This is a genomic window from Peribacillus aracenensis, from assembly GCF_025175645.1.
In the GTDB taxonomy this organism is placed as follows: domain Bacteria; phylum Bacillota; class Bacilli; order Bacillales; family DSM-1321; genus Peribacillus; species Peribacillus aracenensis.
This window is the reverse complement of the sequence record NZ_JANZMJ010000024.1, coordinates 1-15,115: the sequence shown is the minus strand read 5'-3', so window position 1 is coordinate 15,115 and position 15,115 is coordinate 1. Positions and strand designations below refer to the sequence as shown.

14 protein-coding genes are annotated in these 15,115 nt (G+C 40.7%); 10 read left to right on the top strand and 4 right to left on the bottom strand.

Going from position 1 to position 15,115, the window contains the following annotated elements; all coding sequences use genetic code 11:
* The first annotated feature begins 36 nt into the window (after nucleotides 1–36).
* The 3 genes from N0M92_RS20310 to N0M92_RS20300 all read left to right on the top strand — a co-directional run bounded on the left by N0M92_RS20310 (nucleotide 37) and on the right by N0M92_RS20300 (nucleotide 3,126).
* A complete protein-coding gene (locus N0M92_RS20310; RefSeq protein WP_260287534.1) occupies nucleotides 37–1,050 on the top strand; it encodes an ABC transporter ATP-binding protein in 1,014 nt (337 codons plus the stop codon).
* Between the two features lie 13 nt (nucleotides 1,051–1,063).
* Nucleotides 1,064–2,056, top strand: coding sequence for an ABC transporter ATP-binding protein (locus N0M92_RS20305; RefSeq protein ID WP_387599002.1), 993 nt, complete (start codon nucleotides 1,064–1,066; stop codon nucleotides 2,054–2,056).
* A 215-nt stretch (nucleotides 2,057–2,271) separates the two neighbouring features.
* On the top strand, nucleotides 2,272–3,126 hold the full coding sequence (locus N0M92_RS20300) for a crotonase/enoyl-CoA hydratase family protein (protein WP_260287533.1): 855 nt from the start codon (nucleotides 2,272–2,274) through the stop codon (nucleotides 3,124–3,126).
* A 217-nt stretch (nucleotides 3,127–3,343) separates the two neighbouring features.
* Here the strand turns inward: N0M92_RS20300 and N0M92_RS20295 are convergent, their stop codons facing one another.
* Complete coding sequence (locus N0M92_RS20295) at nucleotides 3,344–3,544, bottom strand: cold-shock protein (RefSeq protein ID WP_029714163.1); 201 nt, start codon at nucleotides 3,542–3,544, stop codon at nucleotides 3,344–3,346.
* 593 nt (nucleotides 3,545–4,137) lie between these two features.
* On the opposite strand from N0M92_RS20295, the gene N0M92_RS20285 reads away from it, so the two are divergent.
* The 5 genes from N0M92_RS20285 to N0M92_RS20265 all read left to right on the top strand — a co-directional run bounded on the left by N0M92_RS20285 (nucleotide 4,138) and on the right by N0M92_RS20265 (nucleotide 9,565).
* Entirely contained in the window at nucleotides 4,138–4,650 is a 513-nt protein-coding gene (locus tag N0M92_RS20285) for a GNAT family N-acetyltransferase (protein WP_260287532.1), read from the top strand.
* Nucleotides 4,651–4,870: 220 nt separating this feature from the next.
* A complete protein-coding gene (locus tag N0M92_RS20280) occupies nucleotides 4,871–6,328 on the top strand; it encodes a CoA-acylating methylmalonate-semialdehyde dehydrogenase (RefSeq protein WP_311202583.1) in 1,458 nt (485 codons plus the stop codon).
* A 71-nt stretch (nucleotides 6,329–6,399) separates the two neighbouring features.
* Nucleotides 6,400–7,740: an aspartate aminotransferase family protein gene (locus tag N0M92_RS20275; protein WP_260287531.1), complete on the top strand. Its 1,341-nt coding sequence runs from the start codon at nucleotides 6,400–6,402 to the stop codon at nucleotides 7,738–7,740.
* Nucleotides 7,741–8,059: 319 nt separating this feature from the next.
* Nucleotides 8,060–8,674, top strand: a complete 615-nt coding sequence (locus N0M92_RS20270; RefSeq protein WP_192204969.1) for an NUDIX hydrolase — start codon at nucleotides 8,060–8,062, stop codon at nucleotides 8,672–8,674.
* 93 nt (nucleotides 8,675–8,767) lie between these two features.
* Nucleotides 8,768–9,565, top strand: a complete 798-nt coding sequence (locus N0M92_RS20265; protein ID WP_260287530.1) for an endonuclease I family protein — start codon at nucleotides 8,768–8,770, stop codon at nucleotides 9,563–9,565.
* Between the two features lie 64 nt (nucleotides 9,566–9,629).
* Here N0M92_RS20265 and N0M92_RS20260 read toward each other — a convergent pair whose 3' ends face one another.
* From N0M92_RS20260 to N0M92_RS20250, 3 genes are all read right to left on the bottom strand, one after another.
* Nucleotides 9,630–10,688, bottom strand: a complete 1,059-nt coding sequence (locus N0M92_RS20260) for a lactonase family protein (RefSeq protein WP_260287529.1) — start codon at nucleotides 10,686–10,688, stop codon at nucleotides 9,630–9,632.
* A gap of 146 nt (nucleotides 10,689–10,834) precedes the next feature.
* Complete coding sequence (gene ade, locus N0M92_RS20255; RefSeq protein ID WP_260287527.1) at nucleotides 10,835–12,592, bottom strand: adenine deaminase; 1,758 nt, start codon at nucleotides 12,590–12,592, stop codon at nucleotides 10,835–10,837.
* 32 nt (nucleotides 12,593–12,624) lie between these two features.
* Nucleotides 12,625–13,077: a nucleoside deaminase gene (locus N0M92_RS20250; RefSeq protein ID WP_260287589.1), complete on the bottom strand. Its 453-nt coding sequence runs from the start codon at nucleotides 13,075–13,077 to the stop codon at nucleotides 12,625–12,627.
* Nucleotides 13,078–13,337: 260 nt separating this feature from the next.
* Between N0M92_RS20250 and N0M92_RS20245 the strand changes: the two genes are divergently transcribed.
* Together N0M92_RS20245 and N0M92_RS20240 are read left to right on the top strand one after the other, a co-directional pair.
* Entirely contained in the window at nucleotides 13,338–14,240 is a 903-nt protein-coding gene (locus N0M92_RS20245) for an AEC family transporter (protein WP_260287526.1), read from the top strand.
* A gap of 269 nt (nucleotides 14,241–14,509) precedes the next feature.
* Nucleotides 14,510–14,920, top strand: a complete 411-nt coding sequence (locus N0M92_RS20240) for a hypothetical protein (protein WP_260287525.1) — start codon at nucleotides 14,510–14,512, stop codon at nucleotides 14,918–14,920.
* Nucleotides 14,921–15,115 lie beyond the last annotated feature (195 nt).

The following is a 15,115-nucleotide window of genomic DNA, read 5'->3' as shown; positions in this document are numbered from 1 at the left end:
TAAAGATTTGATATTACTAGAATAGGAGGGACGATGATGGAGAACCTATTAGAAGTCAATGATTTACACATCACCTTCCATACTTATGCAGGAAAAGTGCAAGCGGTTCGCGGCGTGAACTTTGATATAAAAAAAGGGGAAGCCGTTGCCATTGTTGGGGAGTCCGGATGCGGCAAAAGTGTTACAGCGAAATCTATCATGAGATTATTGGAAACACCTCCAACAGAGTATGGAAAAGGGTCGATTAACTTTGGCGGTAAGGACCTGCTGAAAATAAGTGAAAAGGACATGCAGAAGATTCGCGGAAATGAAATCAGCATGATTTTCCAGGATCCGATGACTTCACTCAATCCAACGACAAAAATCGGCAGCCAGATCATGGAAGGTATTTTAAAGCATAATAAAAACATGCCCCGAAATGATGCATATGAACGGGCGTTGGAAACGCTCAAACTGGTAGGTATACCTCAGCCGGAAAAAAGGATGCAGCAATATCCGCATGAGTTTTCAGGTGGTATGCGCCAAAGGGCGATGATCGCAATGGCCCTTGCTTGTGAACCGAAATTGCTGATTGCCGATGAACCTACAACAGCATTGGATGTAACGATACAAGCACAAATTTTGGAACTGATGAAAGATATCCAACGAAGAATGGATACTTCCATCATTTTAATCACTCATGATTTAGGTGTGGTTGCGGAAACATGTGAACGGGTAGTCGTCATGTATGCAGGCAAGGTCGTGGAGACGGGGGCGGTAGAAGCTATATTTTCAAGCCCGCAGCATCCATATACAAGAGGGCTGCTTAAAACGGTGCCAAGGCTAGATATGGAAAAAACGGCTCCGTTGGTTCCGATTATCGGATCACCACCGGATTTATTGGATCCGCCAAAAGGGTGCCCGTTTTATCCAAGATGTGAATCAGCAATGAAAGTGTGCAAAGACCATGATCCGGAGCTTGAAGTAGTGAAAGAAGGTCAGACAGCCGCATGCTGGCTGCACCACCCAATGGCAAAGGCGGCACAGGTACAAGCACGGACTAATGTATAAAGGAGGAGAACCAATGGTTTCACTGAAAAATAAGGTCGTAAAAGAAATGACGGACAACGAAAATTCTCCTCTTGTTGAAATAAAGAATCTGAAAAAGTACTTTCCTATTGGTTCTCAATCGCTGAAAGCGGTGGATGGTTTGGATCTCAAAATCTATCCAGGGGAAACTGTCGGTCTTGTCGGGGAAAGCGGCTGCGGAAAATCGACAGCAGGCCGTACAATCACTCGTCTTTATGAACCGACAGATGGAGAAGTTCTTTTTCAGGGGAAAAATGTTTTCGATTACAAACCTGGGGAAATGTCACATATCCGCCGTGAAATACAAATGATTTTCCAAGATCCCTATGCATCCTTGAACCCAAGGATGAAGGTGGAGGAATTGATTGGGGAGCCACTTGCCATTCATGGGATATCAAAAGGTAAAGAGCGAAGAAAACGGGTGGAAGACTTGTTAAAGCTGGTTGGATTAAGTCCGGAACATATCACTCGTTTTCCCCATGAATTCAGTGGGGGACAACGCCAGCGTATTGGAATTGCAAGGGCTTTGGCTTTAAATCCTAAATTCATCGTTTGTGATGAACCAATTTCTGCCTTGGATGTTTCAATACAGGCTCAAGTGGTCAACTTATTAAAAGAGCTTCAAAAAGAAATGGGATTGACTTATTTATTCATCGCGCATGATTTATCAATGGTCAAGTATATTTCAGATCGAATTTTAGTCATGTACCTTGGAAGAATGATGGAACTTTCGGATAGTGATTCTTTAACGAAAGATCCGCTTCACCCATACACACAGGCTTTGCTTTCTGCGGTGCCGATACCAGACCCGACTATTAAACGGGAAAGAATCGTACTTAAAGGTGATGTACCAAGTCCCATCAATCCGCCGAGCGGCTGTGTATTTCGAACTCGCTGCCCTAAAGCGATGGAGATATGCTCCAGTGCTGTACCTGAATGGAAAGAACAAAAACCAGGGCATTTCGTTGCTTGTCATTTATATTGGTAAACAAAAAAACCAGTTGCATTTGCAACTGGTCTTTTTTACACACTTATGTAAAATGTTATTTGAATAGGAGCGATTATCCTGAAGATTTGAATTATTTATCAGGATGTCAAAATAAATTACTAGGAATCTGAAAATAAAACATATAATATGTAATTATATGTAAAAATTAACTTCTATAGAATTTTTTCGATTTGTGAGAGAAGGAGGGATTGTTAGTGTATTCCACGATAACTAGTGAAATCGTCGATCGTGTCATGATTGTTACTCTTAATCGTCCTGAGAAAATGAATGCTTTCAATGAAAAAATGTGTGAAGAGATGATTCACGCTTTTAATGAAGCGGACGAAAATGATGACGTACGAGCCGTCATTTTAACTGGCGCTGGAGATGCTTTTTGTGCGGGGATGGATTTGGAAAAAGGTGCAGAAACCTTTATGGATCACACTCCTTTGGTTGAATATCGCGATGCAGGGGGAATGCTGTCATTACGGATTTTTGAGATGAAAAAACCTATGATAGCCGCCATTAATGGAGCGGCAGTCGGGATAGGGATAACAATGACTTTGCCCATGGACATTAGAATTGCTTCATCAAATGCAAAAATGGGCTTTGTATTTGCGAGGCGGGGGATAACCATGGAGGCATGCAGCGGCTGGTTCTTACCTAGGCTCGTCGGAATGGGTAAAGCTTCCGAATGGATTTTTACCGGCAGGATGATTTCGGCCAGTGAAGCAATTGAGGGAAGGTTGGTAAATAAGATCGTTGAGCCAGACGAATTGATGTCGGCTGCAATGGAAATTGCAACCGACATTGCGGAAAATACATCTTCCGTCTCTGTGACGCTATCCCGGCAGTTAATGTGGACGATGCTCGGTGCGAACCATCCTGTTGAATCACACAAAATAGAATCGAAAATGATTCATTGGACCGGAAAACAAGCGGATGCACTCGAAGGGATTGAAGCTTTCCTTAAAAAAAGGAAAGCCGAATTCAAAATGAAAAGCAGCACTGATATGCCACCGTTTTATCCATGGGGAACGGACCGAACCTATGAAGTGGAGAAGAAATGAATGGGGTAATATCAGGGAATCCAGGGCTTCGGAAGTGCGTGATAATTTTTACTTTTCGGATAAATTAGGGTTTCTATTCCTAGTGTGTTATACTGAGTTTACCATTTACTAAACTTGTTTCATGTTCCCTATTCCATGTGAATAGGGTTTTTTTATGATTGCTTTTTCAATAAAAAAACAGACCCTACAAGTAGGGTCCGTTATATTGTATTTAAAATTACGCTTTTTGAACGTTAGTAGCTTGGGGTCCACGTTGACCTTGCTCAACTTCAAAAGTAACTTCTTGACCTTCGTCTAATGATTTGAATCCTTCGCTTTGGATAGCTGAGAAATGTACGAATACATCGTCTCCGTTTTCGCGTTCGATGAAGCCAAATCCTTTTTCTGCGTTAAACCATTTTACTTTACCTTGTTCCATTGTTGTTGCCTCCTAGTGTGAATCCACACATTGTGTTACTACCCTTGCTCAATCATTAGACGAAAAGTTTTTCACTTATCAATCTTCCCGAACAAAAATAATTCTTTTTAAATATAACAGATAATGTCGGAGTCTGCAAGCTAACAAAGGAAGATTATTTATGTGCACAGGCAATGAATAATTCTTGATACCCATGATTTTCCTCCTGGGTGTGCTTGCCGTGACATTAAATTGACCCCAGAAACACGGAATATGTTCGAAAAAAAGAATTCAAGTTAATCAATCGCAAATTGTTGTTGTGGACATCTCATCTACAAATTTTTCCGGTTTATGACGCATTCCTAATACGGTCATCCCAAAAGACTTGGCAATTTTTGAAGTTTCCTGTCCAATTTTTCCAGAAAAGAACTCATTCAAATTTTGGCTTATTATGAGTTTTTACCCCCTGCATCATTCTTTTCCGAATCATTCGTAAGTTTCGATAATATTTTAAATGGGACAGCGAGTGCTTAACAATCTTGCTATAATACTAGTAATCAATGGAATGGGGTGTATTCATGAACGTGAAAGACATATAGGGACAGCTGCCTACTATGGAATCAAAACGCTTGGTAATGAGGAAAGTCACCATGAATGATGCCGAAGACATGTTCGCTTATGCATCCAACAGTGAAGTTTCCCGTTATGTCACATGGGAAGCTCATCGTTCCCTAAGTGATACAAAAGATTTTATCCGATTTATCCTACAAAATTATGAGGATAAGAAAATTGCTCCATGGGGCATAGAACACAAGCAAAGTGGTAAGTTGATTGGTACGATTGATTTTGTTACATGGCAGGTTGATCATCATAGTGCAGAAATCGGATATGTGCTTGCACCCGAATATTGGGGGAGTGGCTTGATGACGGAGGCAGCTCAAAAGATAATCGCTTTTGGCTTTGAAAATATGAACCTAGTTCGAATACAAGCACGGTGCTTCGTTGAAAATTTGGGTTCAGAGCGAGTCATGCAAAAGTCTGGCATGTCTTTCGAGGGAATCATCAGAAAAGGAATGTTTGTTAAGGGAAAACATCAAGACCTAAAGCTATATTCCATCATAAAATGATGGCTGTGAAGTCAGCTGATCAAAGAGATAATAATAAGGAAATATACATCGGCTTTGAAAGCCTGAATTTCTGTTCATGATTATTATGAATATGGAAAAATGAAAAACAAACAATATGTGCAAATATTGAATAAAAAACTATACAAAACGTCTAATGAAAAAAGTCGATTTGAAAAATATAATGAAACTATGAAATCGTGTTGAAATGGAGGGTATAATAATGGCAGTTATCAATGATGTAGAAACGTTGAAAAATTATATCGGTGGCAAATGGGTGGAATCCACAACTTCGAAACATGAACAAGTGCCTAATCCGGCAACAGGGGAAGCATTGGCAATCGTTCCCCTTTCGACAAAGGAAGATGTAAACCAAGCTGTGCACGTTGCTAAAAAGGCTTTTAAAGAATGGAAAAAGGTGGCCGTTCCAAAAAGAGCCCGCTTCTTATTCCGTTACCAGCAATTATTGATAGAACATTGGGATGAGCTTGCAAAGCTGGTCACTATCGAAAACGGAAAAAGCTATACAGAAGCATATGGTGAGGTTCAGCGTGGGATTGAATGCGTAGAGTTCGCAGCAGGTGCGCCTACATTGATGATGGGCAGTCAGCTACCTGATATTTCCCCAGGCATTGAATCTGGCATGTATCGGTATCCAATGGGTGTCGTTGCCGGGATTACACCGTTTAATTTCCCGATGATGGTGCCATGTTGGATGTTCCCGCTGGCAATAGCTTGTGGAAATACGTTTATCTTAAAACCTTCAGAACGGACACCGCTTTTAGCCAACCGTCTTGTGGAATTATTGACAGAAGCCGGAGTTCCGGATGGGGTTGTCAATATTGTCCATGGAGCCCACGATGTCGTGAATGGGATTTTGGAACATGAAGACATTAAAGCGGTATCATTTGTGGGATCCCAGCCTGTCGCAGAGTATGTATACAAAACGGCAGCTGCCAATAAAAAACGTGTCCAGGCTTTATCAGGAGCGAAAAATCATTCAATCGTCATGCCTGATGCGAATTTGGATAATGCGGTAACGAACATAACGAATGCCGCTTTCGGTTCTGCAGGCGAGCGCTGCATGGCTGCATCAGTGGTTGTTGCGGTGGGGGAAGTGGGAGATTCGCTCGTTGAAAGATTAAAGGCTGCAGCGGATGATATCAAGATTGGAAATGGAATGGATAAGGACGTTTTCCTGGGACCAGTGATCCGTGATACTCATAAAAAGAGAACTGAACAATATATTGAAATCGGGGAAAAAGAAGGTGCCGTCCTCCTTCGTGATGGCAGGCATGAAGGCGATCAGGAAAATGGCTATTACGTTGGACCGACCTTATTTGATCATGTGAAAACAAATATGAAAATTTGGAAGGATGAAATTTTTGCCCCTGTCTTATCCATAGTACGGGTTAATACCCTTGAAGAAGCAATCGAATTGACCAATCAATCCGAATTTGCCAATGGTGCCTGCCTCTATACGGATAGTGCAAAAGCCATCCGGGAATTTCGCGAAGAAATTGATGCAGGTATGCTTGGTATTAACCTTGGGGTACCCGCGCCAATGGCATTCTTTCCATTTTCCGGATATAAAAGTTCATTTTATGGGGATCTTCATGCCAATGGGAAAGACGGCGTTGAATTTTACACTAGAAAGAAAATGTTAACGGCAAGATACTGATAGGAAATTGGGGGTCGACACAAATTGTGGTCGGCCTTCATTTATAAATTATTTTAGGAGGAGTGTACCTTATGCAAGTTGAAAAACAGGGTCAGGATCTTAAAGCGATGGATGGTAAATATGTATGGCATCATATGAAAGGGGCTGAATCCAGCCCTGGAGCAATGGTGATCAAAAACGGGCAAGGAGCATGGATAACGGATGTTGATGGGAATCGTTTCCTGGATGGGATGTCAGGTTTATGGTGTGTCAACGTTGGGTATGGCCGCACGGAATTGGCTGATGCGGCTTACGAGCAGCTGAAGGAACTTCCTTATGCCCCTTTAACGAATAGCCACATCCCTGCCATTAAGCTAGCAGAGAAATTAAATGAATGGCTTGGTGGGGATTATGTGATTTTCTTCTCTAACAGCGGTTCGGAAGCGAATGAGACTGCTTTTAAAATTGCGCGGCAGTATCATCAGCAAAAAGGTGAACATGGACGTTATAAATTCATTTCCCGTTATCGCGGCTATCATGGAAATTCAATGGGCGCCCTGTCAGCCACCGGGCAGGCACAGCGAAAATATAAATATGAACCACTCGCCCCAGGATTTCTTCATGTATCACCGCCAGATTCTTACCGAAATCCAGAGGATGAAAGCGGAGAAAAAAGTGCAGCGGAAATTGAACGGACCATTACATGGGAGTTGAGCGAAACGGTGGCTGCGGTCATCATGGAACCAATCATCACTGGGGGCGGAATTTTGATGCCGCCTGATGGTTATATGAAACGTGTCAAGGAAATTTGTGAGAAAAATGGTGTCCTTCTCATTTCGGATGAGGTCATTTGCGGGTTTGGCCGTACCGGTAAGAAGTTCGGATTTATGAACTATGATGTAAAACCAGACATCGTAACAATGGCTAAAGGAATCACGAGCGCTTACCTGCCATTATCCGCTACAGCAGTCAAACGTGAAATTTATGAAGCGTATATTGGCTCAGACGTTTATGACCGCTTTCGACATGTAAATACATTTGGCGGCAATCCGGCTGCCTGTGCCCTTGCTTTGAAGAATATTGAAATATATGAAAATGAAAAACTTATAGAACGGTCTAAGGAGCTAGGTCTACGCTTTCTGCAAGAGTTTGAAGAAATCAAATCTCACCCGAATGTTGGGGATGTACGTGGCAAAGGTTTGTTGGTAGGCATTGAACTAGTGGAAGATAAACTGACAAAACAACCGATCGAACTTACCAAAATCAATAAAGTGATTGCTTCATGCAAAGAAAAGGGTCTGATCATAGGTAAAAATGGTGATACAGTAGCAGGTTTCAATAATGTCCTGACCCTTGCTCCCCCACTTAGTATAACTGAAGAGGATTTTTCATTCATCATAACGACTGTAAAGCGAACGCTAGCTGAACTATAAAAATAAAGTGGTGGAAAAAACTGAAAATTCAGCATTTGAACGAATTTCTGTATGTATTAGTTGATATTCATTATTTATTTAAGAAGATTGCATCCATACTTTGCTTATTAAATGAGACTGCTGTTTAATTTTAGCACCGTTCAGAACTTGGACGGTGCTTTTGGCAATGATCTAGGAAAAAGGAGCGGGAAAGGATTCTATTGCGACCTTAGGGGACATTTTGGAATCGTTTTCCTTGCTAAGTTAAAGCGGATGTTCGAAAATGGAATGATAAGGAGTTGCAGAAGATCAATACTATCCGGCAGAAGAGGTGAGGGAAATGAATAATGAAGATATAACAAAAAAACTGACATTACATATCCCTGAAATTTTAGGGAGTGGGAATTTTTCAAAGTATGCTGTATTGGTACCGCTTATAGAGAAAGAAGATGGAATTCATGTTCTTTTCGAAGAGCGTTCACACAAACTGAGAAGGCAGCCGGGGGATATATGTTTTCCGGGCGGGAAAATAGACAAGCTGGACCGTGATGAACAGGATGCTGCCTTAAGGGAAACATATGAGGAACTTAATTTGAGAAAAGAAGATATCGAAAATGTCTTTCCAATCGATTATTTGGTATCTCCATTTGGGATGATTGTCTATCCATATGCAGGATTTGTTCGTAACCATCAACGGATCATACCTAATCCAGCTGAGGTAGAAACCGTTTTTACGGTCCCCCTATCCTTTTTCATGGAAAAACCTCCAGAGATTTATCATGTCAAATATAAGGTGGAACCGCATGACAACTTTCCTCATGATTTAGTAGTTGGCGGGGAGAATTATAAATGGCAGCCAAAACAGATGGAAGAATATTTTTACATATATAATGAACGTGTAATCTGGGGGATGACGGCGAAAATCCTTACCCATTTTATTGAAATTCTTCGTTAGACCCTTCTAAAGCACCTTTTTTTCTAGATGGATTTCTATTAAACTTAAATTATGGTAAAAGTTAGGTTTTAATAGAAGCGGGGGGATGAGTGGATGAAGTATAGTTTTGAAGTACTTGAAAAAGAACGGGAAATGGCAATGGCTGCACTTGTGAACTTCAATGAAAACCGCGAATACTATGATGAAACCAAGGATCAGGAACTTAAGCTGGCATACTATAAAGATGGTTCTTTGGACCGGGAAGGATTGAAGGACCTACTTGTGGCAACCCATAAAAACCAGCTGAACTACTCACCACATCGTCATGTTTACCCTTGGGTGGACTTACAGGAAAATGGCCAGTTGAAAAGCCTGTATTCCGGTAAAGGGATGGACCCTGTACGAGTCATTGAGGAAGATATCCGTATACTGGAAGTGGTATCAAGAGGCATAGAATCAACAAATACGGAGAACATTCTCGTTAATTGTGAACATGTCGTACCTCAATCATGGTTCGATAAAAAAGAACCGATGAGGGGGGATTTGCATCATCTGTTCGCCTGCGAACCAACATGTAACAGTAGCCGGAGTAACTATCCATACCATGATTTTAAGGATTATATCCCTGAAAAATCGGCGGCCGGTATAAAAGCGGGCTGCGGGAAATCAGAGGAGGGTAAATTCGAGCCTGAATACGGAAAAGGCATCGTGGCGAGGGCTACTTTATACTTTTTACTCAGATATGAGGGCATCATCGATAGCGGCAATATTGACTTGGAGCTGCTTATGGAATGGCATCGGCTTTTTCCGGTCAGCACTTATGAAAAACATAGAAACCAGGCTATACATGAAATGCAGGGTAATCGTAATCCATATATAGATTTTCCCGAAATGGCGGAGAAATGGAATTAAAGAAGGATAACAAAAAAAGGATTGAAGCTGCTGTGATACAAGCTTCAATCCTTTTTATTATCGATTATAAGAATTTTACGCAAACAGGGAAGGGAACTTGAACATCTTTTTGCAGTAATGTTAACTTTCCATCATGTTCATTTCGGGCATATAGTGTCAGGTTTCCTGATTGTTCATTAGAAGCAATCAGGAATTTTCCGCTAGGATCCAATGAAAAATCACGTGGCCAATTTCCTTCGGTAGAAACCAGTTCCACGAATGCCAGTTTGCCTGTTTCTTGATTGATTTGGTAAACGGCAATACTATCATGTCCGCGGTTTGCAGCATATATGAATTGCCCGTCATCTGAAATGTGAATGGCGCTTCCTTGGTTATTTTCCTTGAAATCTTCCGGGACGGATCGAACCGTTTGTAATTCAGAAAAGCTTCCGGTTTGACTATCGAAGCTCAAAGCAATGATTTCTGGTACAAGTTCTGCCATAACATACGCAAATTTGCCGTTTGGGTGGAAAGTCAAGTGCCGTGGTCCGCTGCCGGAAGAAACAGATAAGCTGCTTACTTCTTCCAAAACCCCATTATCTATTTTATAGGTTATTACTTTATCTATTCCGAGGTCTACAACAGCAATGAACCTTTCATCCGGTGTGAACCCGGCGAAGTGAGTGTGCGCTTTTTCCTGACGTTCTTCGTTCGGTCCTTTACCCTCATGATGAACAGTGGATGATACGGGCAAAGGGGTCGCATCGTCATGAAGAGGATATGATTCAATCACACCTTCTCCATAACTGGAAGTGATCAAGACCTGTTTCTTGCTGTCTACACTTATATGGCAGGAAGAACCATTTGGTGTCAGTTGTTTGCCCAAGAAGGTAAGCTCACCTGATTCTTCATTGATCGAATAGGCTGAAACTCCACCGCTGCCCGCTTCTTTTAAAATGGCGTAGAGATTCTTCTTGTCCTGGCTGATGACGACATAAGTCGGATCGGTTAATTCTGCTGCAAGAACCGGTGTACTGAGTTTTCCTTCTGCTGTATCTAAAGTAAAGCGGTAAATACCTTTACTGTTTTCTTTTGTGTAAGTGCCTATGTATCCAATTATGGTTCGTTTATCATGTTTTGCCATATTTATCTCCTCCAAGAAAGATTTGTGTTTAATTTTATTTTAACATAGATGATACCCATTATATCCTTTTCCCGGTTTAAGTCGAGTTGGAACCTGATTCATTTAGAAATTACTGGGGTAAGAAGAAAAAAACCCCGACTAGGGGGTCAAATTTTATCGACTGGTTTTGATGCTTCAATAGGAATATGCCTAAACTCGGAAACTGAAAATAAACCCTGATCCGTCAGTTTAATTTCAGGGATGACAGGCAACGCCAAGAATGCAAGTGTAAGGAAAGGGTTGAAATGCCTGTTGGCACCCAGTTTCAATAGGGCTCCATCGATTTTTTTCAACGAAAGGACTACATCCATATAATTCCATTCACTCATCAATCCGGCTATCGGAAGGGGAAGTGAAGCGAGTATTTCCCCATTTTGGATTACGGCCAATCCGCCCTGCATTTTTTTTATTTCATTTGCTGCCAAAAGCATATCTTGATCATTCGTCCCCGCAATGATCAAATTATGTGAATCATGGGCTACTGTCGTGGCAATTGCGCCTGAATTCAAACCGAGCCCTTTGACGATTCCTAGACCTACTTGTTTGGTCAAATGATGCCGTTCAATTACAGCAAGTTTTATATGATCAACATGTTCGGAGAACCGGAATAGTCCATCCTGATTAAGTGTAACCGGTTCAATCGAATGCTTTGTAATCAAGCTGTTTGGAGTTATCTCAATAATATTAGCGAACTTATTTTTAAAAGGTATCGCCAAATCAACTTCCGTTATTTCATGAAATTGAACGGAGTGCTTCAACCCGTCGTCAATGGCAAGTTCCTTATCAGGTGGAAAGTTAAGTAAACGATTATTTTGAACGATAAGCTTTCCCTCTTTAAAGACCGAGTGAATGATGAGTGAATCAAGGTCATCCAATATAAGGAAGTCCGCCTTGTATCCAGGTGCTATCGCACCAGTTTCCTTTAAGCCAAAACATTCTGCTGCATTAATGGTCCCCATTTGAATGGCGGTAATTGGCGGGACACCTGTTTTTATGGAAAGTCGAACGTTGTGATCAATACTCCCTTCAGATACAATATCGTCAAGGTGCCGGTCATCGGTGACGAATAAACAACGTCGGGAGTTCCTCTCATTTATAACTGGAATCAGGTTTTTTAAGTCTTTGGCAACGGTGCCTTCCCTGATCATAAGATACATTCCTTTGCGCAGTCTTTCTTTTGCCTCTTCCGCTGTAGTGCATTCATGATCCGTTTTAATGCCTGCACACATATAAACATCGAGCTGTTGTTCGGATAATCCTGCTGCATGGCCATCGATGCTTTTGCCTAGTTTATTAGCATCGTATATTTTTTGCAGCATATCCTCCTCAGTAAGTGAAACGGCCGGGAAATTCATGACTTCAGCTAAACCGAGCACTCTCGGGTTTTGATAAAACGGAATTAAATCTTCACTTTTTAGGGCAGCACCAGAGTGTTCAAACTCCGTAGCAGGTACACAAGAAGGCATCATGAAGTAAAAGTCAAAAGGGAGTTGAGCGGATTGATCAATCATATATTCCATGCCCATTTTGCCAGAAACATTGGCAATTTCATGAGGGTCTGCAATGATGCTCGTCACACCATGTAAAAGGAGGATTTTTGCGAGTTCCGATGGCCTTACCATCGAAGATTCAATATGGACATGGCCATCGATGAATGTAGGGCATACGAATTTTCCTGCTGCATCGATTTCTGAAATACCCTCATAACGCCCAATTCCAGCAAAAAAACCATCGACGACAGCAATGTCACCTTTATAGATATCACCATTGAAAACATCTATGATTTGCCCGTTCTTTATGACGCAATCCGCAGGCGTTCTCCCAGCAGCAACGTCTATTCTCCTTTTAAGCAAGTTTTTTTTCATATGCGTAACCCCTTTGACAAAAATATAACCGGTTAATATTTCACTTTTTCAGTATTGGTTTCCCATGTTCGAAATGGTAATTCGTGGTCATTAAAAGTAAGTTGTTCCATTTTTATCGTCCGTTTTTCCATTGGCAGGGCAAGTTCCTTATATATAAAGTGATCATCAAAACCAATAAGTGCAGCGTCTTCTTTAGTACATGCGTAATAAATGGCTTTAGGACGTGCCCAATAAATAGCACCGATGCACATGGGGCAAGGTTCGCAGCTAGTGTAAATTTCACAATCTGTAAGCTGGAAGGTGTCGAGATTCCTGCATGCATCACGAATCGCCTGTACTTCGGCGTGAGCTGTAGGATCGTTGGTCGTTGTCACATTATTACATCCTCTGCCTACGACTTTGCCATCTTTAACGATTATTGCACCAAAAGGTCCCCCGTTCTTTGCCATAACATTTTCATATGCAAGCCGAACTGCCATCTCCATGTATTTTACATCCACTAAAAAAACACCCCTTCATATATTAATAACCAAAAAGTGTTGATGTTACGTTTATGAACGTAAATATAATAAACAATATACCATACGCATTGGGAAATGGATTATTTTTTTCTGAAAATAAAGAAAATTCATTTTGCGGTAATATATAAGAGGTGCAATCAAAAGTGGTTTAAAAGAATTTTTACAAATAATTATAAAACTGATATGGTTAGAAGAAAATCATTAGAATTATGAAGGTGATATGCATGGGGTTTTTGGGAGTTCTTTTACCGATATTCGGTATATTTGTTTTAGGTTTCATCGGTCAGAAAAAGTTTAAACTTGATACAAAATCGATTTCAACGATGGCATTATATTTAATGTCACCTTTTCTTGTATTCCGAACTTTTTATTCCGCAGAATTTACGATTAATTATGTTTACTTGTTCTTATTCACGATAGTACTTTGTCTTTCTCTCATTCTGGTAGTCTACATCATATCTTTTTTTCGCAATTATACAGTCACTGAAACAAGCGGCATGATATTGGCATCAGCCTTCATGAATAACGGGAATTACGGAACACCTGTCATTTTCCTGTTATTCGGAGCCGCAGGACTCGATTATGCAATCATCCTTATGGTGGGACAGCAGTTAGTGATGTGCACGATAGGCATTTATTTCGCAGCAAAGGGCAGCCCGGAAGGTAACGGAGTTCAAACAGCGATTAAAGCAGTATGTCGGATGCCAATTGTTTATGGAGCCATTGCGGGTACAGTATTTCAGTTCGGGAACATACCTTTAAGCAATTCGGTTATGGAAGCTATTAACCTTGTAGCAAATGCAGCAATCCCAACAATCATGATTACACTGGGAATGCAGCTGGCCAACATTTCCTTGAAAAAGATTGCCTATCGAAAACTATCAGTTTCGCTGTTACTTAAACTTGCCGTTTCACCAGCCATTGCCTTCCTGCTATCACTTGCCTTACCAGTGGGTGAAATGGTCAGGCATATTATGATCATCGTAGCTGCCATGCCAACGGCGGCCAACACTACGATGTATGCGCTCCAATTCAACACAGAGCCTGAATTCGTATCAAGTGCTACTTTCATAAGTACTTCATTAAGCCTGATTACGCTTCCAATCATCTTTTTCTTTGTATTATAGAAGATTATGATTCTAATTATGTGGGCAAACTTATTATATGCACGAAGTGGAGGATTCCTATCTAATTCAAAAACGGTATCTTAGAGATTGCATGTATTGCCCTTGATGACCAAGTCTTGGGATAGGTTCCCATGGCTGTTAATAAACGAACTTAGGGACTTTGATTTATGTGATGATTGAGAATGATCTTCAACAATTTCCTATTTAAAGGTGAGCTTGATTAACTGGCGTTTACTTTTTTAAATGCTTTATTTGATTGGAGGGGTTTTGTGTTCCAGACTAAAATTAAACTTATTAATACTGGAAAGATTGATGCCATTTTAAAGGAAATCGTCCTGAAAACCTATGAAGAAGCACTAGAAGAAAAACTCTTGCTATGCATGGAGTGCGGAGATGTCGATTTTTATATCGCGTATTCAAATAATGAGGAACTTCAAGATGCGATTAATGAAAACTTTGAAATTGATGAATGTGGCGAAATCATCAAAATAGATGAACATCAAGAACTTATGGATGATTTATTCGATTATTTCTTGATCATACATAAGGAAAGTGAAATGTTTGATTATTTTCCAGCAGGTCCATATACCCTCGGTGGGGAAATCCGTGAATCGGATACCGATATGCTGGCGCCAAGAGGATTATATTCAGCGCCATTTGAAGATGCGTTAAAGGAATGATGAAAAAGACAGCAATTGCTGTCTTTTTTTCGTGCTGATTTATAAAAGCTCGTTGTGCTGACGGGAAATAAATGATTTTTTTTACAAGGAGAGGGAATGATTCGGGGGGTTAACAGTTTATATTTATCCGTTTTATGAAATATAGCAATAATATCATGAAATATGGTATCTTTTTTAACAAATTAAAGTTTATAT